This window comes from Mycoplasma sp. 3392 (assembly GCF_053851755.1).
Genome location: NZ_JBSQBF010000002.1, coordinates 38,799 through 62,666, shown reverse-complemented (window position 1 = coordinate 62,666; position 23,868 = coordinate 38,799). Strand labels below are relative to the sequence as shown.

The window sequence follows — 23,868 nt, the reverse complement described above, 5'->3', positions numbered from 1 at the left end:
TTTACTCCTTGATAAAATCTTTTCCTTTTTGCACTTCGTATTTTGATAAGTTCATAAAATCTAATTGTCTTAAAACCTCATATAAAACAACAATTACACTATTTGCTAAATTTATCGAACGACTTTCTGGTGTCATTGGAATACGCAAGCAATTATCTAAATTAGTTTGCAAAATTTTCTTTGGTATCCCGGTAGATTCAGTACCAAACATAATTCACACTTCATCGTTTTGTTTAAATTCAGTTTTAAAATCTATGTCAGCATATGTAGTGTATCCATAACGAGTTACATAGTAAACATTTTTTGAGCCATATTTGGCTAAAAAATCTTGGTATGAGTTGTGAATTTCGTGCTCGATATCACTTAAAAATCTTCCTGCAGCCGCTCTTTTCATTCAATGTGGGTGTAAGTCGAAAGCAATTGGCTTAATAATGTGCAATTTAGCACCAGCACTAAAACAAGTTCGAATGATATTAGCAGTATTAGGACTAATTTCAGGTTGGTATAAAACTATATTAATCATATGAAAAATTATAACCATTCCGCTTTTTTTATGAAATAAAAAACCTTTAAGTTGTCTCAGGTCTAATTTCGTATTTAATAATCGAAAATAAAAGGACAAGAATTAAATTCCTGCCCTTTTAATTAGGTAGTATTCTTTTGCTTTAATTTGAAAGACTCTTTTCATATTCAACAACGATGTCATCTTTGATTACAAAATATTTATTGAATAAATAATTAATTCCTTCACGGATTTCTTCAAATCATTGTTGTCTCTTTGCTTTCGAATCACCACGTGATGAAATTCTTTGAGCAGTTAAATCATTTAAAGAACCTTCCAAATTAACTTTAGCTTCTTTGAAAAAATCGACCATTTTTTCATCGATCTTATCTTGTTTTAATTTTTTATTAGTTATCAAATTATTTTTTTCTTGCTCATAGTTAGAAATAGCAAAATTCTTGAATTGCGAAACAATATCGTCTTCGTCGGCTTCTTTAGAAATACAAATATCAATGAATTTTTCAAAAATATCAGCTAAACGTCTTGTGTCTATTGCAGAATTAACCGCATTCATAATTTTTTCTCTATATTCTGATGAAATATAATTATTTGCTTGTTTGTACTTGTTAATTAAGTTAAGAACATAAAGCACAGTGATTTGATCTTGACGAATGATTTCAATATTTCAAACAATATCTTCCGGAATTTCAATTGGTGTATGATCTTTGCTAGTATTTTTGGCACGATCATGCAATTCTAAATATCAAGATTTGTATTTAAGGTTTTCGTCACTTGTTACAATGGCATGTTTTTCTTCATTAAATTCATCAAATCTCTGAATTATATTTTTCAATTTGATAAAAGAGTTATATTGGCGTAAAAAATCATTTCTAAATGGTTCAAAGGATAATAACTTATCAAAAACATATGGATCATTGGGATTAAATTTTTGCTTTAAGTTATTTTGAATTTCACTAAAACCTGGTTGATATTCGCCTTTATCATTGTAATAACCGTTGTTGTATTCTTCGAAAGTACGCATCAACACAATAGTTGATGCTGTATCTTCATCACTAAACAGTCTAATTGATTCATCAACTTGTTGTTTTAGGTCACGATAACAAACAATATTACCTGAATCTTTTACATTGTTATAAATTCTGTTTGTTCGACTAAATGCTTGCAATAGGCTGTGGTGTTTTAAATTCTTATCGACTCACAATGTATTCAATGTTGGTGCATCAAAACCAGTTAAAAACATATTAACAACTAGCAAAATGTCAATTTCTTTGTTTTTAGTTCTTAATGAAATGTCTTTGTAGTAACTTGCAAAACCTTCATCGTCAATACTGTAATTTGTACCAAAATGATTATTGTAATTGTTGATAATTTTGGTTAAGAATTTCTTATCAGAATCCGAAAGCGAATTAACTGCTTCAAAGTCATTTCCGTCAATATCTTCATATTCTTCTGAATCGGTAGCACTTTTACTGTAGATAGCAGCAATTTTGATGTTGCTTTGTCTTTTTTCAATTTGTTTAATTAATTCGTCATAATAAAGTTTTAGTTGTGCAATACTTGAAACAGCAAAAATTGAGTTAAATCCATTTTGTTGTACCGAAACACTCATTTGTTTAGCACCATCATTTCTTGTTGTCAATTGTTTAATATTTGTTAGTTTTGCTGCATTATAACTTTCATTTTGCAGTGTTTTTTTATCAAAATTATCTAATATATGACTAACAACTGCTGAAATATAACCAGATTGCATATAAATGTCTTCTTCACTGATACTTAAGGGTAAATTGTGCTCAATTTTGGCATATTCAACATTGAATTTCAAAACATTTTCATCTCTGATTGCGTCAATAATTGTGTATGAATGTATCTTTTCACCAAAAAGTGCTTCAGTCGTTAAATTATTTGAAGCAGATGCTGAATTTTCATCCAAAATTGGTGTTCCAGTAAAACCAAACATGATAGCATTTTTAAATTTCTTCTTAATTTGGGCATGCATCTTACCAAATTGCGAACGATGACACTCGTCGAAGATGAAAACAACATTTTCATTAAAAATACTTAAATTAGAGTGATTTTTGTTGACAAAACGAGAAAGTTTTTGAATAGTTGTAACAATTACTCTATCAGTTTCTTTGGTGCTGGTGATTTTACCAGCCAAAATATTGGTGCTTCTTGTACTTGCTACAGAGCCTTTCTGGAATTTATTAAATTCATTTATTGTTTGATAATCAAGGTCTTTTCTATCAACAACAAAAATAATCTTTTTAAGTTCACTAATTTGTGTTGCTAGCTGAGCAGTTTTGAATGATGTCAATGTTTTACCAGAACCGGTTGTGTGTCAAATATAACCGCCCTTTTTGTTTCCTTTAAATTTATCTGGATAATTAACTACTAGTCTTAATTTGTTGATAATTCCTTCAGCCGCAGCTATTTGGTATGGGCGCATCACTAATAATTTGTTATCTTCAGTATAGACGCAATATTTTGTTAAAACTTCTAGCAAAACAGACTTTCTTAAAAAGGTTTTGGTGAAATCTTCAATACCTTCTAGTAATTTGTTTTTGACATTGGCTCAGTAATTTGTAAATTTGAAGCTATTTGAGCTTCGAGTTTCTTTTTTAGCTGTTTCTTTACGCTGATCAATAGCGTATTTTCGAGTAGTATTTGAGTAATATTTGGTTAAAGTTCCATTAGAAATTATGAATATTTGCACATAATTGAACAATCCTTCGCTTTTATCAAAAGACTCAGCCTGGTAGCGTTCAATTTGATTGAAAGCATTTTCAATATTAACACCAGATTTTTTTAGTTCAATGTGAACTAAAGGTAAACCATTGACTAAAATAGTAACATCATAACGATTTTTTCTTCCCGGAATTTTAGAATCCGCTCTAAATTGATTGATTACTTGTAGTGAGTTCGAGTGAATGTCTTTTTTATTGATGATTTTTATGTTTTCAGACTCATCATTGTCTCTTTTGAGAGTATACAAGTAATCATTTTGAATTCTTTGTGTTTTATCTTCAATGCTTTCGTTTGGTTTACACAAATAATCTCTTTTTAGGATGTTTCATTCTTGATCTGAAAATTTTGTATTGTTCAATTTTTCAATCTTATTTCTTAGGTTAGCTAGCAATTGTTCTTCATTTTTAATTTCGCTAGCATATTCATAACCTTGGTTTTCAAGCATTTCAATCAAGTAATTTTCTAAAGCAGATTCTTCTGAAAAAGATTTATTTTTGTTATTTATTGTTGGCTCATATTCACCAACAATAGTATTTTTGTTCGTCTCGAAAATATGTTGCGAATTATTCATATTAACCTTCTAGTTTTTGTTTTTTTACTCAATTTTTTTAAATAATAAATCTCGATAGTATTCATATTGTTGTTCAACTTTTTCAATTAGTAGTGGAATTCCTTCAGTTATCCCATTAGTAAGATTTTCGAATCTTATTAGTTTTGAAGCAATTTCATCTTGAATGTTTTTGTTTGGCAAGTGAACTACAAAATCTTGCAAATCACTAAAATTTAAGTTTTCTATCCCCGCACCATTTGCAAGTTGTTTTAGTTTTGTTTCATTTTGCTTCAAATAAAAATATAAATATTCAATGTTTACTCAATTTTGAGTATTTTCTACTGATATTGCGTAATTATGGCCGCCAGACCAATACTTTTCATTCATCATCCTTGAATAACCAACATTGCCACCTTCACATATAGAAATAACGTTTTCAGCATTAAAATTATGTCAATATCCGGATGGGTTTTTACCACCATTCATCACAGGATAACAGTATGTATCAGTTCTAATTGGACTTAAAAGTACTTTATTTATTTGTTTCCCTTTTTTGATGATTGAAACATCTTTGAGTAAATATATTTTTTTAGCATTTGAAAATGATATTGAGCTAACAAAGTTCTCTATGAATCTAATTAGATCCTCTCTCTCTCTCTCTCTCTCTCAAGTTATCTACATTGATATTGCCTGTTTCGATGTATTCAAACAATTTATCTCTGTATAATTCATACTGTTTATTGCGAGCTTCAAGTTCAGCAGGAAGTCCAATATTAAGATCTTTGCATATTGTGTAGAAGTTGTCCAATCAACGAACAATTTCGTTTTGTTTGTCAATGTGCGGCAGTGTTATTACCATTTTGGAAACATCACTTATATAGACGTGTGGTGTACCAACACCCTTCTTAAACGAATAAATAATGTCTTGTTTTGACTTTAATCAATAAAATAAATACTTCAAATTCAAAGCATCATTATTTTTGTTTTTAAGAGTGAAAGCATCCGATACAAATATTGGTTCATTTCATCAAGAAACATAACCTGCTGAACCTGAAGCAGCAACCGCAATTGTTTCACCATCAAAATTGGATTTATCGGTATATCCCGAAACCTCTTTGCCACCACTAACAATTGGAATATCTCCCGTTTTTAAAGACGATAAACGAACAATGTTACCTTTTTTAAAATCACAGATTTCATCAAGATTGTATTGATTTACAACGCTAAAAACACCATTATCATTAGATAATAGTAAATCTCTATAGTAATCATATTGTTTTAATCTCTTATTCAGCTCCGCTGTCAGCTCCGCTGTCAGCTCCGCTGTAGATGATTGAAATACATCTAACTTTTCTACTATGATTTTTTGTACGTCAATTGATGGTATCTTAATTTTTTGGATTGAAAATTTGTTTTTTCAATGCCTAGAATGTCCTTCTGGAATAAAAACTTTGCTCTTCATCATGTAGTAAATAAACTTTAATATCACTTTTTCTTTGAAATCTTCACGCAATTTTAAAATTTTAATAGCCGACGATATTACCTTAAAATCAAAATCAACTCACTGTGTATTAGTAGTAAACTCATCGAAAATTATTACAGGATCATCTTTTGACGCTTGATAAATACCAAAGTCCTCATTTGTGTAACCAAGCAAAAAAGTTTTTCCCGGCGTTAGAACAGGAGTAGTTCCATTTTTTTCTGCTTTTTTACTTTTTAACATGTATGGTTCAGGATATTCATGCTGAATAATGTTGCCGTATGTTGTCTCTAAAAAATCTTTGTTCATACTTGATAAAATTAGCTAAATCTTTCTATTTCGTCAATGATTTTGTTGATTTCTTCTCTCAACTTTTCTTGTTTAGCAACAATTTCAGCTATTTCTTTGTTTAAAACTTGTATATTGATCGGTTCTTTTGTGTCTCTTGGTTCAACATAATTAGAAACTGAAAGATTGTACTTTTTATCTATAACTTGAGATTGTGGAACAATATTCGAAAAGTGTTCTATAACTTCTTTATTTGAATAAGTATTGAAAATTTTGTCAATATTTGCTTGACTCAACTTGTTTTTAGTTGTAACTTTTACAAATTCATTGGTTGCATCAATAAACTGAATATTTGTATCCCTTTTAGCCTTATTCAAAACTAAGATTGATGTAGTAATAGATGTTCCAAAAAATAGGTTTTGTGGTAATTGAATGACTGCATCAACCAAGTTTTCTTCTACTAAATATTTTCTGATTTTTTGTTCTGCTCCAGAACGATGCAAAATTCCAGGAAATGAAACTAGTGCTGCTACTCCATCAGAAGATAAGTAGTGAACCGCATGCATTACGAATGCTAAGTCAGCTTTTGATTTAGGAGCAAGTACTCCAGCAGGGGCATAACGTTCATCCTGGATTAGTGTTATATCTTTATCTCCATCTCATTTAATTGAGTAAGGGGGATTAGAAACGATAACATCAAAGGGACCTTTATCTTTTAATGCAGACCCTTTAAGTGTGTCTCCTAATGCAATGTGGAATTGGTTGAATGGAACATCGTGTAAAAACATATTGATTCTACATAAGTTGTATGTTGTTAGATTGACTTCCTGACCGTAGAAGCCATTAACTTTGTCAATACCTAGCAATTTAATTGCTTGTAATAAAAGTGAACCAGAACCACAACACATGTCATATATTTTGTTGATTTTCTTTTTGTTCTTGATTGCTAGTTTTACTAGAAGTTGACTAACTTCTTGTGGTGTATAGTATTCACCACCACTTTTTCCTGCTTGTGATGCATACATTCCCATTAAAAATTCATATGCATCCCCAAATGCATCGATGGTATTTTCCGAAAATTCTCCGAGTCTCATGTCTCCAATACCATCTAACAACTTGATGATCTTGGCATTTTTTTCTACAACTGTTTTACCGAGTCTTGGGATGTTAACAGTAAAATCATCAAAAAGACCTTTGAAATCTTCTTCGCTGCTTGTTCCCTTTGATGAATCCTCAATACTTCTGAAAATGTTTTCAATTAAGGTATTTAAATTTTCATTTTGTCTTTCGTTTTTACGAACATTTGCAAAAAGATGCGAAGGTTTTATGTAAAAACCAATTTCTTCAATAGATGCTTCTTTAAATTCTTCATCTGCAAGTTTATCATCATAGTTAGCATAATCAAAATTTGGATCGCTGTCTTGTTCATTTTTATTCCATCAGTTTGTGATGTGCTCTGAAATGTAACGATAAAACATTGTTCCAAATACAAAGTTTTTGAATTCTCATCCATCTAATTGACCGCGCAAGTCATTGGCAATTTTTCAGATCGCTTTATGTAATTCAGCTCTTTCTATTTCTTTCTTGTTATCCATAGTGTACTCCTAGTTTTGTAGGCTAATTTTTTGTAAAAAATTAGTCACAAAAAAGTTACCACTTTTTTTTTTTTTTTTTTGGAAAAGGTCTATTTTTTTGACTTTTTTCAAAAAAAATTAACCTATAGGTTAAAAAAACTACATTTTAAGTGTTTTTGTGTTCGGCAAAATAGCAACGTCTTGTTGCTATGCGATCCTCTGTTTTTGAAAAAAAATGACAAAAAAGCAACCCACTGGTTGCTTAAAATCAGTAATTTTTATTAGTTTAGAAATTCATTTATTAGATCTTGTTCGGAAATGATTTTAGTACCTAATTGCTGAGCTTTTTCGTACTTAGAACCTGGATTCTCACCAACGACTAAATATGATGTTGATTTTGTTACAGTATTTGTTACTTTAGCTCCCCTACTAATTAGCATTTTTTCAATTTCTTTCCTACTTTGACTTAGAGTTCCAGTAATAACAAAAACTAAATTCGCTAATTCTAAAGACTTAATATTTTTTTGATGTTCTAAATCTAGTCCGCAGGCAAGTAAATTGTTAACCATTGCAACATTTTTTTCATTAGCAACAAAATTCTTTAACGAATCAACCGTTTTTTGTCCAATTTCATCAAAATTAATCAGCTTATCAAAATCAAAAGTCAAAAAGTTACTGAATTTTTGCACTTCTGAAGCAATAAAGTAAGCATTTTTTTCACCAATGTGTTTAATAGAAATACCATGCAACAGTCTTGCTAAAGAATTTTGGCGACTATTTTCGATACTTGCTAGAATTTGGTCAACACTCTTTTTCCCATATCCTTCAATTTGAATCAATTCATCGTAATGATCTTTTAAAGAGTAAAAATCATGATAATCAGTAACAAGATTTTTATTAAATAACATTTCGACTGTTTTTTCACCTAAAAAGTCAATATTCATTGCTCCTTTTGAAGCAAAATGAATCAATTTTCTTAGTCTAACCTCAGGACACATATCATTAGTACAAAATTGATCGATTAAGGTTTCGCTATCTTCTAGTGGCGAACCACACTTAGGACAATATTTTTGTTTTTTGTAACTGGTCGAACCTTTTTGCTTCACTGTTCCAATGACTTTAGGAATAATTTCACCAGCTTTTTTAATATAAACTAAGTCACCGATGTCAATTTTTAACTTATTAATGTAATCATAGTTATGTAAAGTTGCAGCACTGATAGTCGATCCTGATAAAAAGACTGGTTCAAGTTTAGCATTATAGGTAATAAAACCGGTTCTTCCTACTGTAGTGAAGATATCTAAAATAACAGTTGTGGCAACATCAGGTTCATACTTAAAAGCAATCGCTCAGCGAGGGAATTTTTGAGTTTGACCTAATAAGTCGTACACATTAAACTCATTTACCTTTATAACTACACCATCAGTTTCATAATCTAAAGTCTTTTTGACTTCTTTAAATTCATTAATTCAAGCCAAAATTTCTTCCAGATTGTAAACTTTTTTACCTTCTTTTGTGACTGGAAAGTTGTGTGTGTGTAAAAAATCACGAACTTCATCAATGGTATGAAGATTGTGCTTGGTTGCATCATTTATAGCATAGCAATATACTGATAATTTTCTTTGTTTCGTAATTTGACTATCTAATTGACGCAGTGTTCCACTTGCCCCATTTCTAGGGTTAACAAGAAGCTTTTTATTTTCTTGTGCTAATTGTTTATTGATTTGTTCGAATTGTGAAAGTTTTAAGTAAACTTCACCACGAACTTCTAATGGCTGTAAGTAATCAATTTGTAAAGGAATTTCTTCGTTTACCAATAAATTGTGAGTAACATCTTCACCAACTGTTCCATCTCCACGAGTTACTGCTCGAATTAATTTTCCATTTTCATAATGTAAAGAAATCGAAAGACCATCAATTTTAGGTTCAATGAAAAAAGTTGATTGCGAATTAGCCTTTTCAACATTTTCAATTCAACGCTTTAGTTCATCTTTTTCATACGCTTTTTGCAATGAAAGCATAGGTTTTGCATGCTGAAATTTAGTAAAAGCATTTGATACTGAAGCCCCAATGCGATTTGTGGGACTGTTTTTTAGTTCTTGTTCAGTTAATAAATAAGCGAACTGAGTTTCCAGTTCTTTAAGTTTAACTAAAGCAACATCATACTCAGCATCGCTTACTAATGGATCATCATTATCAAAATAGGCGTTGTTTCAAATTTGAATTTGTTGTTGTAATTCTAATATTTCCAGGCGAATATCTTTTTCTTTTTTTGTCATCATTATACCTTAACAAAAGTTTGTAATCATCAATGTGGTAATGATTGCGACTGTACTTGGAAGAAAATAACCATAGTTGAAATACCCATTAAAATTACAACTGCTAAAAAGTCAATTCAAACTGGTTTAATCAAACGATAGTGTGTTCTTTTTTGGTAAGGATTATAACCTCTAACTGTCATCGCATCACTCAAGTCGTTTGCTTTGGCAAAAGAAGAAACGAATAAAGGAATAATTAAGGTTAACATTGACTTAATTTTCTCTTTTGTTCTTCCGTTTTTAAAGTCAACTCCCCGTGAAGATTGAGCTTTCATGATTCTGCCCGCTTCATCTAATAAAGTAGGAATAAAACGTAAAGCGATGTTAATTATCATTGTAATAATTTCACTTGGAAATTTTAATAACTTCAAAGGATAAAGTAAGTCATTAATTGCCTTTGTAAGTAGGACTGGTTTAGTTGTAAAAGTTAGGATTGTAGTTGAAAGAATGATTCCATAAATTCTTGCTGTGATACTTGCTGCTCGCATTAGTGAGAAACGAGTAATTTGGAAAGCACTATTAGGTCCACCTGGTGCTCAATATGTGTCATTTACCAAAATCAAACCATTGTAATTTACATAAGCATCAACATTACTCTCACCACTCAAAGGAACATAATTTATACCTGCCCCTTTAATGGTAAAAAAGTTGATTAGCGCTAAGACTAGACCGATATAAATTGGTAAACGAATCTTTTTAATTAATGAGCGTACTGAATGAGTAGCCAGTAAATAAACACAAGCAATGAAAACTAACAAAATCCCAAGAGTAACAAAATGATCGACTAAGAAGAATAAAATGATGAATAAAATGTTTGCAATAAATTTCAATCTCGGATCCATTTTGTGGATAGGAGTATTAAGATTGACATATTTTCCTATAATGGCATTCATTTATTCTCCTTTCAATTGTCTTTGTCTTTGTTTTCAGTTGTTAATTGCTTGAGCTAATTCATTAACATTAGTTACTTTTCCAACTCTTACTCCTCTTTGTTCTAATTTACGAACAAAAGTTAGCAATTGTGTTGAACGCAAATTGTTTTCAACTAAACATTGTTCATCATTTAGAATGCTGTAGGTGTCACCATCACGAATAATTTCACCATTCTTAAACAAAATGGTTCTTTTAGTTCAACGTAAAGCATTATCTAAATCATGAGTAACAATAATGATTGTTTTGTTTTCTTTAACATGTAAGTCATAGAAAAGTTGCAACATTTGTTCAACCCCAGCTGGATCTAGTCCAGCAGTTGGTTCATCAAGAATTAAGAATTTCGGTTCCATTGCCAAAATTCCAGCAAGGGCAACACGACGTTTTTGTCCACCACTTAAATTAAAAGGTGAACGAGTCAAATAACTTTCAGGCAGTCCAACAATTTTGATGTATTTTTTCGCTAATTCTTTTGCTTTATTAACATCCATACCCATTGAAACAGAGCCAAAAATAATATCTTTTTCAATAGTTTTTTCGAACAATTGATATTCAGCAAATTGGAACACTACTCCAACTTGTTTTCTCAGTGCTTTAATGTTTTTAATTTTGCGTTTAGTATTAACAATTTCAATATCCATTGTTACCAGTTCAACATCTTCTGGTTCAGGACTTGTTTTTGTTTTTCTAAATTTAGCAAACAAATTCTTTTTTGATTTTTTAAGACTTGTAACATCTTTAAAAGTAATTTTTCCACTATCTGGAATTAGTAATGCATTAAGGTGTTCGATAAAAGTAGTTTTTCCACTTCCTGTATGTCCGATGATAGAAATAATTTCACCTTCAGAAATATCTACGCTAATATCTTTTAAAACTTGAATGTGAGTAGGTAATTTTTTATCAAATTCTTTTGAAATATTGTCAACTTTTATTTGCATATTGCTTCAATTAACTCCTGTTCGTTATAAGTTGGTTCTACGCCATCAACTAACTCACTAAGCTTGTAGATAAAAGGTGAGTCAATTTTTGCAATTTCCACAATTTCTTTGTTATTTAAGATATCTTTTGGACTTCCTGAGGCAATTAGTTTTCCACCGCTAAAAACTAACAATTCATCGCACAATATCGCTTCATCCATATCATGAGTAACAGAAATTAAAGTTTTATTAGTTTCACGATGCAAATTATGAATAATTTTCAAAATTTCATGTTTTCCTTTAGGATCAAGCATTGAAGTTACTTCGTCAAAAATAATAACATCAGGATCAAGAGCAAGAGTTGAAGCAATGGCAACTCTTTGTTTTTGTCCACCACTTAAATTTTGTGGCTCACGATCTAAACTATCCTGCATTGAAACCAAAGTTGTGTATTTTTCAATCTTTTCTTTCATTTGTTCACGCGGAACTAGTTTGTTTTCTAAACCAAAAGCAATATCATCTTCAACTGTCGCTCCAATAAATTGGTTGTCTGGGTTTTGAAAAACAATTCCGATTTTTGAACGAATCTTTTGCAAGTTTTCTTTTGAGTACAAAATATCGTCAATGTAAATTTGACCTTCAGTAGCTTTATAAATTGCACTTATTAGTTTCGAAAGAGTACTCTTTCCACTTCCATTGTGTCCTAAAATACCCACATAGTGGCCAGTTTTAATTTCTAAATTTACTCCTTGTAAAGCGAAAGAATCACTTTCAGGATATTTATAATACAAGTCTTTAATTTTTATCATGATTAATATTATACAAGTTATACTCTTTTTAAGAGTATACAAGCAATAAAAAAGTTGCTAGACTTGCTAGCAACAACTTAGTTAGTTTTGATTCTAGTGAACAAGATTTCGCTAACTAAGCATTTTTTGTTGTCAAACTTGCTAAAATCATATATTTTTTCAAAACTTAACTCGTTCTGAGCTAAAAATTTGTTGATTTTCTGACTTTTATTGTTTAAAACAACACTCAACATAACATTAACTGCATACACTCCATTTAAAAGTGCACACAACACATCATTTAAACGTTCTAAATTGTCTTTTAGTTTTCAAGGTGTAGTCTTGTCAATATATAAATTTAATTCTTTTGAAAGTGCAATTGCAGCTTTTAGTGCTTTATCAGACTCAAAATTATCAAAATGTTCTTGGTATTCAACAAAACTTGATGCAATTTGTTCATACATTTCTAAATCAATAGACTCTAATGATTGCTTTTTGTAAACAATACCATTGTCAAAAGACTGATTTAGCATTGCTACTGTACGGTTTAATAAGTTACCAAAGTTGTTAGCAAGATCAGCATTTAGTGTATTAATGAAGTTGTTTAGTTCAAACACTCCATCGTTATTGATATTAATTTGCGACATGAAGAAATATTTTGTTTCTTCGACACCATAGTTTTCAATTAAAAAGTAAGGATCTACAGTGTTACCTTTAGATTTTGACATTTTTCCTTCAGGAGTAACAATTCAACCATGAGTCAAGATGCAAGTTGGCAATCTTAAATCTAAACTTTTCAAAAAGATAGGTCAATAAATGCAGTGAAAACGAGTAATTTCTTTACCTACAACATGGACAATTTCATTACCGTTTTGTCAGTATTTAACATAGTTTGTCTCATCATCTGTTAAATATCCAAGTGCAGTTAAATAGTTAAATAAAGCATCTAATCACACATAGATAACGTGTTTAAACTGTGAAGGAGTAACAACACTTATTCCTCAATCAAAAGTAATTCTTGTTACGCTCAAGTCTTCTAAACCTTTTTGAATGAAATTATTTAAAAGTTCATTTTTAACCTTATTTGAAGTCATAAAGTTAGGATTTTCTTGGTAAAAAGCCTCGATTCAAGTACTGAATTTTGACATTTCAAAAAAGTAAGTTTCTTCTTCGATTTCAACTAATTCATGTTTTGAAGATGGGTGATAGAATTTACCATCAATTTCAAGTGCTTGTGAAGGTGTAAGGTATTCTTCATCACTTATTGAATATAACCCTTTATATTTTCCTAAACGTATTAAACCTTTTTCTAGCATTTTTGCAAAAATCTTACGAATTGCGTTTTGGTGATTTGGGGCAGTAGTTCTTGAGAAAAAATCGTATTCGATTTGACTATCTTTTCATAACTTTTTGAATTGTTCAGCTTGTAAATCAACAAAGGCTTGAGGCTCAATACCTTGAGCTTGAGCACTTTTTTGAATTTTTTGACCGTGTTCATCGATACCAGTTACAAAAAATGTGTCATATCCTTGCATTTTTTTGTAATTTGCCAAGGTTTTAGCAATCGTTGTTGTGTAAAAATGACCGATATGTAAATTTCCATTAGGATAATAAATAGGTGTTGTAATGTAAAATGTCTTGTTTTTCATTGCTTTCTCCATATTCTTTTAATTATAGATTAAAACGCTAGTTTATAAACTAGCCAGGATATAAAAAATAGGCTTTTTGTGCCTATTTTAAAAAGGTTTTTACATCCAATTTTGATTTATTCTTTGAATGAAAATTTTTGTAATTTACTATTGCGTATCAAACATTATTAGCAACAATTAAACTTAACAAAACTGGTAAAATTACAATCTGATATGATAATCAAAAACCATTAGTAAAAAACATTATTGGTTTCAAGATTACTGCTAAGAATAACATCAAGAATGTAGTTGGATAGTAAATAAGATCGATAATTTTTAACTTATCTGTTACATCTCAAACTGTTGGACGACGATTTTCGCGCACTTTTTTAACAAAGTATCAAATCAAAATTGCCAATACTAAGATCATTACGACAAAAGCAAAGGTACTAAAAATTTGTGTTGCTAAAAGTCATTTATCTAGTTTGTCAAAAAGTATGGCTTGTAATACTAAGTTAACAAGTTTGATAACGAAAAAGCTAATTAAAAATACTAAGAATAAATTAGCGATAAGTGATTCCGTTTTTCTTCAAACGGTAGTTTTTTTCACTTTTAGTGTTTCAAAGGCTAGAAATGAACCTAACACCGAGTACGCAAAAATTGCGATTATTGGTGCAAAAATTCCCAAAACAGCCATTGGTTCGAATATTAATATAAAAAACAAGCTGATATTGATAGCTAAGATACTAATTCAATTAACTTTAAATATCTTACTTAGATCAATTTTTGTAGTGTGCATTTATCTATTTATTTTCAGCAGCACGTGCAGCTCTTCTTTGGTCACGAGCACGTTCTTTAGCTAGTTTTTTAGCTCTTTTTTCAGCTCTAACTTTGTTTCTTTGTCTGATTTCAATACGCATTTTTCCTCCTAATGTTGTTAATTTATTTAAAAATTATACTAATTTTTTTTGTTGTTTTTTTCGAGATTGTTGGCTTTTTCAATTAAGGCATCAACATTAAATCAATCTATTATTCCGACATTATCCTGATTTGATTTTTGGTGTTTTGGCTCGTTTTCTTCTTTTTGTTCACTTGCTATTTCTTCACTTGATAAAGGCTCATCAAAAATGAATGTTTCCATAACATCTACATCTAAATTATCATTTTCAGATTCATCAAGAATTTTAGTTTGGGAATTTTTATCTGGACTAATAAATACATTTTTAATAAATCTACCAACGTTTAAATCATTAATTTTGACAGCACCAAAACTTTCTTTTGGCTGTGAAGCGGGAATATCTTCAACTAATCATCTTTGCAATTTATTTTCTTGCGATGTGTATCAGAACTCAATTCCTGATTCATAAGTAGCAATATCTTGAATTACAATTGGTTTGTTTTTTAGGATGTAGTAGAAAACTTTTGGTACATTGACTCTTTTAACATCGACAATATTTTTAGCCAATACTTTTTTGAATTGTCCTTGTGAAGTTGCTAACAATAACTTGTCATTTTCGTTCATTACTAGCACTTTGGCAACATAATTATCGTTTAGTTTAGTCATTTGCACTCCACTTGCTTTAAGACTATATAGAGGTATTTGACTATTTTCAAAATATTGGTATAGTCCGTCGGAAAGCAAGACAAAAATATTGCTTTGTGGACTCACAATTTGAGCTGCAACTAATTCATCACTTTCATCTTTTAGTTTGATAGCAAGGAATTTACGATTAGTTTGTTGACTCAATTCTTCAAGGTTAATTTGCTTTGCTACTCCATATTTTGAAACTAGTAAGACATTATTATTTTGACGGGCATTTTTGAGATTATAAATAGCAACAATTTTTTCGCTACCTTCTAAACGAGCATAGTCACTTGCGTGGGTACCTAGTTCTTTTCAACCGTTTTCTTTTAGGTCGAAACCATTGATAACAAAATAATTACCTTGTGATGTGAAAAATAATAATTGTGATAGTGAGTTAATTTCTTGTCCAAAAATAACAAAATCGTTTTCTTTTAAATTGTAAGTATCAAAAGAGTTAGCATTAAAAATTTTGCTGCTTAAACGTTTTATATAACCATCATTTGATACAAAAACATAGAAATCTTCATTTTTTGCCAGTGCTTTTGTGTTTATTTCTGTTTCAATCTTGACATGCGAAATTTCACTTCTTCGTGGTAAAGCATATGTTTTCTTAATGTCTTGTAAAAGATCAATTAAGAATTTTTTGAATTCTTGCTCATTAGTTAGAAGTAAGTCTAGGCGATTAATTTGTTCTTGAAGTTCCTGGCGTTCTTTTTGATACTCTAATTGATCCATTCTAGACAATTTATATAAACGCAATTCGGCAATAGCTGTTGCTTGTAATTCAGTAAATTTAAACTCACGCATCAAGGCTTCAATTACACCTTTTTTGCTGTTGTCTGACTCACGAATCAGCTTGATTACTGCATCACTTATTTCACTAACTCTAATCAATCCTTCAACAATTTCTAGACGACGCGAAATTTTTTCAAAATCATATTTTAAAGCGTCTGTTTTACAGCTAAATAAGTGTTTTAAGAAGATATCAAGAAGTTGTCTAATACCTAAAAGTTTTGGCGCATTATCGCAAATTGCCACCATGTTGTAATTGAAATATTTTTTAAGATCAGTCTTTTCAAACAAATAGTTAAGAATTGCTTGTGCATTTGATTCGGTTTCTAACTCAATATAGATACTAATTCCATTTCTTGAAGACTGGTCACGAACTTCTTTGATTCCATTGATAGTTTTATTAAAAATAAGATTATCAATTTGCTTAATTAATTCAACCTTAACTACTCCATAAGGAATTTCTAGAATTTCAATTGCTTCAACATTATTATTTTTGTCATAAACTAAACGATGTTTAGCATAAATTTCAACTCTTCCTTTTCCGGTTTCAAATGCTTCTTTGAAGCCATCAATATCACTAATAATTCCACCAGTTGGAAAATCAGGACCTTGAATGATTTGTAACAATTTTTCATTTGAAATGTGTGGATTTTGAATGATTTTGACACAAGCATCAAGTAATTCATTTAAATTGTGAGGCGGTATTTCGGTTGCATACCCTTCAGCAATTCCTTTAGCTCCGTTGGCTAGTAAATTAGGAAAATAAGTCGGCAAAACAGTTGGTTCATATTCAGTGTCATCAAAGTTAGGTGCAAAAGAAACAATTTTTTTATCGATTTCGCCCATTAAAGGATTGGCGATTTTTTCCAGTCTTGTTTCAGTATAACGCATAGCAGCGGCTGGATCATCATCAATCGAACCTTTATTACCATGCATTTCAATTAATGGTAAAGCCATTTTTCACTCTTGTGACATCCTGATTAGTGCTTCATAAATTGAACTATCTCCGTGTGGATGAAAACGACCAATAACATCTCCTACTACTCTGGCTGATTTTTTGAAAGGTTTGTCATTTGTTAGTGACATTTCTCACATTGAATAAAGAATTCTTCTTTGAACTGGTTTTAATCCGTCTCTTGCATCGGGCAATGCTCTTTGTTGAATAACATATTTTGAATAACGATTAAAACCATTAGACATGATGATGTCTAAGCTTTCATTGATGATTTTTTCAATAATTTCATCACGATTTTTAGCCATAAAACTCCTTAATCGATTTTATAGTCATCTTCTAGAGAAAAGTCAATGTTATTTTCAATTCAGCGTTTTCTTGCTTCAGCATTTTTACCCATAAAAGTTGAAACTCTTTTTTCAGCTAAAACTACATCTTCTAAACTTACTTGAATTAAAGTTCTTGTTTTTGGATTCATAGTAGTTTCCCATAACTGATCAGCATTCATTTCCCCTAACCCTTTATAGCGTTGCACTGTATAAGAAGAAAATTCAGCTAGTATTTGACGCAATTCTTCATCACTTCAGGCATAAGTTACTGGATCGTATGTTTTAGATTTTCCACTAATTTTGTATAAAGGTGGTAAAGCGATGTAGACATGACCATTTTCAATTAATGGTTTCATGTGTCTAAAGAAGAATGTGAGTAAAAGAATTTGGATATGTGCTCCATCAGTGTCGGCGTCAGTCATAATGATTATTTTGTTATATTGGAGATTTTTAAGATTGAAATCTTCTCCAATTCCAGCTCCTAAAATGTTAATTATTGTGGCTAGTTCTTCATTTTTTAGAATGTCAAGTAATTTTTCTTTTTCTGAGTTAACAACTTTACCTTTTAGTGGCAAAATAGCTTGAATTTTAGCATCACGACCTTGTTTAGCACTCCCACCAGCCGAATCTCCTTCGACTAAGAACAGTTCTTTTTCAGTCGAATTTTTTGATTGGGCAGGAGTTAATTTTCCGCTGATAATCTTTTTGTTTTGTAATTTATCTTTTACTTTTCTTACTTCATTACGAGCGTTACGGGCAGCAGTTCTGGCGTCGAATGCTTTCTTGATTTTGTTAAGAATTTTTTCTGATTCTTGCTTATTTTCGTTTAGGAAAATTTTTAAATTAGAACTTAATGCTTCATCTACTGCTTCACGTCCTTCTGGAGTTCCTAATTTATCTTTAGTTTGTCCCACGAATTCCAAAATAGCTTCAGGAACTTTTAGACTAATAATTGCCGTTAAACCTTCACGAACATCACTTCCATCATAACTAGTTTTACCTTTAGCAAAACCTTTTTCTTGTGCATATTCGTTAATTGTTTTAGTTAATGCAGTTTTGAAAGCAGTTTCGTGGGTTCCTCCATCTTTAGTTTTAATGTTATTAACAAATGAAACAATAGTTTCCGAGTAGCTATCAGTATATTGGATAGCAATTTCAACGTCAATTCCTTTAAATTGTGATTTAAAAAAGATGATGTCAGTTATTAAGTCTTTGTTTTCATTAACAAAGCGAACATATTCTTTTAAACCATCCTCATATTTAAAAGTTTCACTGGTTTCAGTATTTTCATCAATGAACGTAATTTGTAATTTTGAAATCAAAAAACACGATTCACGAATTTTTTCAATGATTGTTTGGGGATTAAACTTAACTTTTTTGAAAATTGTAGGATCAGGTCAAAAATGAACAAGGGTTCCTTGTTTTGTGGTTGGGCCAATGATTTTTGTTCTTTGAACTATTTCGTCTTGTTTAAATTCAGTTTGATAAATATTTTTGTTTTTATAAATGGTTGCAACCAAGCGTGAACTAAGGGCATTAACTACAGTTGAACCTACTCCGTGTAGTCCTCCACTGGTTTTATAGACTGAGTCGTCAAATTTTCCTCCGGCATGAAGTTCTGTGAAAACCAACTCAACTCCAGTCTTTTTGAACTCTTCACGATAATCAACAGGAATTCCTCTTCCATTATCTTCAACACTGATTGATTGATCTTTATGAAGAGTAACGGTAATTTCGGTCGCAAAACCCGCTAAAGCCTCGTCAATTGAGTTATCAATAATTTCTCAAACTAAGTGATGTAGTCCATTGATATCTGTAGAACCAATATACATTCCTGGTCTTTTTCTGACTGGTTCTAAACCTCTAAGTACTTTTAAGTCTTTTGATTCGTAATTTGTATTCATTGTTAAATAATTATACATTATTCAACTTTTAAAGGTTTTTAGTCAATATAAAAATGAGATTTTGCTGAATTTTTAAAATCCAAAAAAATGCTTATTTTGAGTACTTTTTCAGTCTTAGACAAGTTTAAAATGTTTTGCTTTTAGTGCTTTGGTGTTTGGGGCAAAAAAGATAAAAAAACAGCCCAAAAATTGGGCTATTTAATTATTCTTCATCGATTTCATAGCTATCTTCATCAGTACTTGAATCATCGAAATATTCGTAAATATTTTCAATTTCTCTTTCTTGGTGAATTTGAGTTAATTCTTCTTCTAAATCTTTATTTACTGTTTGTAAATCTAAATTCATTTCGTCATCGTTTTTGAAATAGCTAGCAAATGAACGAATGTTGTATTTTGAATTTTCTTCTACTGGTAAGAAGTTTGTTCCAGCAGGAATTTTCTTACCAACAATGATGTTTTCTTTTAGTCCTTCTAATGGATCTACTTGGTTAGAAATTGCTGCATGAACTAAAATCTTTGTAGTTTCTTGGTATGAAGCAGCTGCTAAGAATGAATCACTTAGTAAAGGAGTTTGTTTTGCTCCTTTAATGATGATATTTCCATATGGAGGACGTTTGTTTTGTGATAATAATTTTCCACTTTCACTTTGGTAGTCAAAAATGTCAACAATTGCTCCAGCAAAGAATTTAGAATCTCCTGGATCAGTAATTACAACTTTAGACATCATTTGACGAACAATGATTTCGATATATTTATCACTAATTGCAATTCCTTGTGAACGATAAATTCTTTGAATTTCTTTTAGCAAGTAATTCTGTACGGCATGAGCATCGGCAATTTGTAGTAAGTCTTTAAGAATAATTGGACCTTCTGAGATTTTTTGCCCGATACGAACATTGTCACCAACTTCAACACGTAGTTTTTTCTTAGTTTCAACGTGTTGAGTAAGAATTTGTGATTCTTTGTTACTGTTAGTGTATTCAATTTTAACTAGATAGTGTCCTTCTTTTCCTTCTTGAGTTTCAATTCCAACTACTTGTCCTTCAATAGGAGAAATAACAGCCGGAGTTCCTCAAGGTTGTTCATAAGCATCGATTAATTCAGTTAGACGGGTAAATCCACCAGTAATATCTTCAACCCCAGCAACCCCTCCAGAGTGGAAGGTACGCATGGTTAGCTGAGTTCCTGGTTCCCCGATACTTTGAGCAGCAATAATTCCAACTGCTTCTCCGATGTTTACAAGACGGTTTGTTGCTAAGTCTTTTCCAAAACAGTGTTTACATACACCATTACGTGTATTACATCCAAAAATTGAACGAATTTCAATTTCTTTAATTTCAGCTTTACGTAATTTAGCTACATCAGCAGGAGTAATAAGTTGGTTTTTAGCAATTAATAATTTGTTGTTATTATCATAAACATCTTGGTTAGAGAAACGACCTTCAATACGGTCTAACATTGACACGATTGTTTGCTTTGTTTTTGTGTCAGTAATGTCTCTAATTAAGAATCCGTAATCTGATCCACAGTCTTCTTCTTTAACAACAATGTTTTGTGCAACGTCAACTAAACGACGGGTTAGATATCCAGATTTTGAGGTGTTAAGAGCAGTATCGGTTAGTCCTTTACGAGCCCCGTGAGTTGATGAATAGAATTCGTATGCTGTTAGTCCTTCAAGGAATGAAGATTTAACAGGAACTTCAACAGTTGAACGAACTACCCGGTCGTTTTTAGCATCGGCTTTTAGGGTTTTGGTGTTGTTTGCCATTAGTCCCCGCATACCTGCTAATTGAACGTAGTTATTAATTGTTCCCCGAGCCCCTGAGTCAATCATCATAATAACTGGGTTATAAGTATTTTGTTTAATAACTTCACTTAGTTGACTTTGAATTTTATCCTTAACTTCAGTTCATTTACGGATAGTTAAGTTATAACGGTCGTCATCAGTTAATTCTCCAGAGTTATAGAATTCTTTTAGTTCGTTGATATATTTATCCCCTTCATCAATGAAATCCGATTTTTTGTCAGTTCCGATGATGTCACTAATAGCAATACTAATACCACTCTTTGTTGAGTACTCAAATCCTAGAGCTTTAATTTTGTCTAGAATTGAAGCTACTTTGTTTGTGTAATCAAATCAAACACCATCTAAAATACGAGCTTTTTCAGCACTTGATAAATAGCTGTAGTAGTTACCGTTTGCGTCTGTTTTTGCTTTATTAAAGCAGTGTTCAAAGTGTTTTTCTGTTAGTTGTGCTAATTCATTAGCGTGTAAAGCATTAATGTTTTTACCATTGTAATCTAGCAATTGAATGTATTCTGATAAGGTTTGTTTGTAATTTTCAGGAGTTAATTTATCAATCACTGTTGCAATATCTTTAATTGAAACAACTGAAACATAACGATCGAATACTAAACGAACAATTTTGGCAATGTTTTTCTTGGTAAATGCTTTTTGAATTCCTAACTCATATTTAATGTAACTTTCAATATCTTGACCACTTCTTAGAACAAAACGTCTTGAGTTTTGTTTGATTTCTTCATTTGTTGTTCCAAAATCAGCGTGGTGAATGAATGGGAATGAGCGTGGGAATACTGAGTTAAAGATGAATTTTCCAACTGAAGAAATGATGTATTTGTCTTCAGGATTGTAAATTGATTCAGATTTATCTTTAATTGCTTCGATTGGCATAGCAACACGAGCATGTAAGTCTACTCTTTTAGCTTCATAAGCACGCATCATGTGTTCAAAGTCACGGAAAATTCTTCCTTCTCCTTTAGATCCTGGCTTTTCTAAAGTTAAGTAGTAAAGACCTAAAATCATATCTTGTGAAGGGTTGATGATAGGTTCTCCATCTTTAGGACCTAGAATGTTTTTATTAGCAAGCATTAGTTCACGAGCTTCTAGTAATGCTTCATCACTAACTGGAACATGGACAGCCATTTGGTCCCCGTCGAAGTCAGCATTGAAGGCAGTACATACTAGTGGGTGTAATCTAATAGCTTTCCCCCGAACTAAAACTGGCTCAAATGCTTGAATACTTAGACGGTGAAGGGTTGGTGCCCGGTTAAGAAGCACTAATCTTCCTTTAATTACTTCAGCAACATGTGGTCAGATTACTGGGTTTTGATCTTCAATCATTTTTTTGGCTTGTTTAATGGTTGAAGCGATTTCTTTTTCAATTAAAACGTTAATAATTCATGGTTCAAATAGTTTCGCAGCCATTTCACGTGGGATACCACATTGGTGCATTTTTAGATTCGGACCAACAACAATAACACTACGACCCGAGTAGTCAACACGTTTTCCCAACAAGTTTTGTCTAAAACGTCCTTTTTTACCAGTTAGCGCATCACTAATTGACTTAAATGGACGGTTATCTTTTGAAAGGACTGGGCTCGGGCTACGGCGAGCATTGTCAATTAAAGCATCAACTGCTTCTTGAATCATCCGTAATTCGTTTTGGATAATCAAGTTAGGTGCTTCTTTTTCAATTCATTGTTTTAAACGGTTATTTCTGATGATAATACGACGATATAGTTCGTTAACGTCACTAGTTGAGTGACGTCCTCCATCTAATTGAATCAATGGACGCAAGTCAACAGGGATAACTGGTAGATTGTAAATCAACATTGAGGTTGGTGATTGACCACTTTCAATGAATGAATTAATTACTTGTAAACGTTTGTAAAGTTTTTCACGATTAGTTTTTTGAGTTGAAGAAATTACTCCATTTGTGTATTCTTCGTGATTGATTTCTCTAATTGCTGCTTCAACTTCACTTTGTTCTTGTTCTAGATTAATGTTTTTTAGTAAATACTCAATAGCTTTTGAACCGGTAGTGATTTTAGCATTTGAGTACTCTTGAATAATGTCATTGAATTCATAGAAGTCAATCCCATAGTCTTGACCGATTTTTGATTCCCCTTTTTCAATCAAGTTTTCGATTGCTTCTTCAATATCTAAACGTTCTTCACTACCTTCTTCAAAACGATATGCTAATTCTTGTAAAGCATCACGGTAGATAGGTCCAGCGTTATTAACTTCAATGATTTTGTTTTTTGGTAGGCTTTTCAGTCCGTCTGATTCTAAAACAATGTGTGATTTGTAGTAAATTAAGTTTTCATAATCCGCACGACGAACATATTCACTAGTATTTTCAACTCTTAAACCTAACAATTTTGCCAAAATTGAGTGGTCAACTTTGTAGTATCAAAAGTGAACAACAGGAGCGGATAGTTCAATGTGACCCATGTGGTTACGACGAGCCATTTTTTGCAAGATGACTGGTTTTTCTAGTTTACACAAGTCAGTTTTTGAACAGTTTTGTCCTTCATTAATTTTTTTGTATTTGTGACCACAGATTGGACAACGGAAGTCAATCATTGGTCCGAAAATTAATTCATCAAATAATCCGTGGCGTTCTGGTTTGTAACTTTTATAGTTAATAGTTTCAGGTTTTGTTACTTCACCATTACTTCAGTTTCGAACATCTTCACTAGTTGCAAGTGCAAGTGAAATATGTGAAATTGAGTCATGATTACCTTTGTAATTTTTTGCCATA

General features: G+C 31.3%; 14 protein-coding genes. All 14 read right to left on the bottom strand.

All coding sequences use genetic code 4. The annotated features are described in order from the left end of the window. Window position 1: 1 nt before the first annotated feature. Window positions 2-523: a TrmH family RNA methyltransferase gene (locus ACWXVV_RS01885; RefSeq protein WP_438341248.1), complete on the bottom strand. Its 522-nt coding sequence runs from the start codon at window positions 521-523 to the stop codon at window positions 2-4. Window positions 524-665: 142 nt separating this feature from the next. Further along, window positions 666-3,839, bottom strand: coding sequence for a type I restriction endonuclease subunit R (locus ACWXVV_RS01880; protein ID WP_455984720.1), 3,174 nt, complete (start codon window positions 3,837-3,839; stop codon window positions 666-668). A 24-nt stretch (window positions 3,840-3,863) separates the two neighbouring features. Further along, window positions 3,864-4,304, bottom strand: coding sequence for a restriction endonuclease subunit S (locus tag ACWXVV_RS01875; protein ID WP_456012465.1), 441 nt, complete (start codon window positions 4,302-4,304; stop codon window positions 3,864-3,866). Between the two features lie 148 nt (window positions 4,305-4,452). Then, window positions 4,453-5,607 (bottom strand): restriction endonuclease subunit S, encoded by a 1,155-nt coding sequence (locus ACWXVV_RS01870; protein WP_456012464.1) that lies wholly within the window; start codon window positions 5,605-5,607, stop codon window positions 4,453-4,455. A gap of 11 nt (window positions 5,608-5,618) precedes the next feature. Then, entirely contained in the window at window positions 5,619-7,181 is a 1,563-nt protein-coding gene (locus tag ACWXVV_RS01865) for a type I restriction-modification system subunit M (RefSeq protein ID WP_455984724.1), read from the bottom strand. Between the two features lie 260 nt (window positions 7,182-7,441). After that, the gene (ligA, locus tag ACWXVV_RS01860; RefSeq protein WP_455984725.1) at window positions 7,442-9,439 is read right to left on the bottom strand and encodes an NAD-dependent DNA ligase LigA; all 1,998 of its coding nucleotides are present in this window, start codon (window positions 9,437-9,439) and stop codon (window positions 7,442-7,444) included. A 2-nt stretch (window positions 9,440-9,441) separates the two neighbouring features. Beyond that, complete coding sequence (locus tag ACWXVV_RS01855; RefSeq protein WP_455978999.1) at window positions 9,442-10,371, bottom strand: energy-coupling factor transporter transmembrane component T family protein; 930 nt, start codon at window positions 10,369-10,371, stop codon at window positions 9,442-9,444. Next, window positions 10,372-11,346, bottom strand: coding sequence for an ATP-binding cassette domain-containing protein (locus tag ACWXVV_RS01850; protein WP_455984726.1), 975 nt, complete (start codon window positions 11,344-11,346; stop codon window positions 10,372-10,374). After that, window positions 11,337-12,134 (bottom strand): energy-coupling factor transporter ATPase, encoded by a 798-nt coding sequence (locus tag ACWXVV_RS01845; protein WP_455984727.1) that lies wholly within the window; start codon window positions 12,132-12,134, stop codon window positions 11,337-11,339. Before ACWXVV_RS01845 ends, ACWXVV_RS01850 begins: the two co-directional genes overlap by 10 nt. Window positions 12,135-12,211: 77 nt before the next feature. Beyond that, window positions 12,212-13,762 carry a methionine--tRNA ligase gene (gene metG / locus ACWXVV_RS01840; RefSeq protein ID WP_455984728.1) on the bottom strand — a complete coding sequence of 517 codons (1,551 nt, stop codon included), beginning with the start codon at window positions 13,760-13,762 and terminating at the stop codon, window positions 12,212-12,214. An 82-nt stretch (window positions 13,763-13,844) separates the two neighbouring features. Further along, window positions 13,845-14,540: a hypothetical protein gene (locus tag ACWXVV_RS01835; protein WP_455984729.1), complete on the bottom strand. Its 696-nt coding sequence runs from the start codon at window positions 14,538-14,540 to the stop codon at window positions 13,845-13,847. Between the two features lie 159 nt (window positions 14,541-14,699). Then, window positions 14,700-17,378 (bottom strand): DNA topoisomerase IV subunit A, encoded by a 2,679-nt coding sequence (parC, locus tag ACWXVV_RS01830; RefSeq protein ID WP_455984730.1) that lies wholly within the window; start codon window positions 17,376-17,378, stop codon window positions 14,700-14,702. Between the two features lie 8 nt (window positions 17,379-17,386). After that, on the bottom strand, window positions 17,387-19,321 hold the full coding sequence (gene parE, locus ACWXVV_RS01825; RefSeq protein WP_455967841.1) for a DNA topoisomerase IV subunit B: 1,935 nt from the start codon (window positions 19,319-19,321) through the stop codon (window positions 17,387-17,389). A gap of 184 nt (window positions 19,322-19,505) precedes the next feature. Beyond that, window positions 19,506-23,867: a DNA-directed RNA polymerase subunit beta' gene (gene rpoC / locus ACWXVV_RS01820; RefSeq protein WP_438341260.1), complete on the bottom strand. Its 4,362-nt coding sequence runs from the start codon at window positions 23,865-23,867 to the stop codon at window positions 19,506-19,508. Between the last annotated feature and the right edge of the window lies 1 nt (window position 23,868).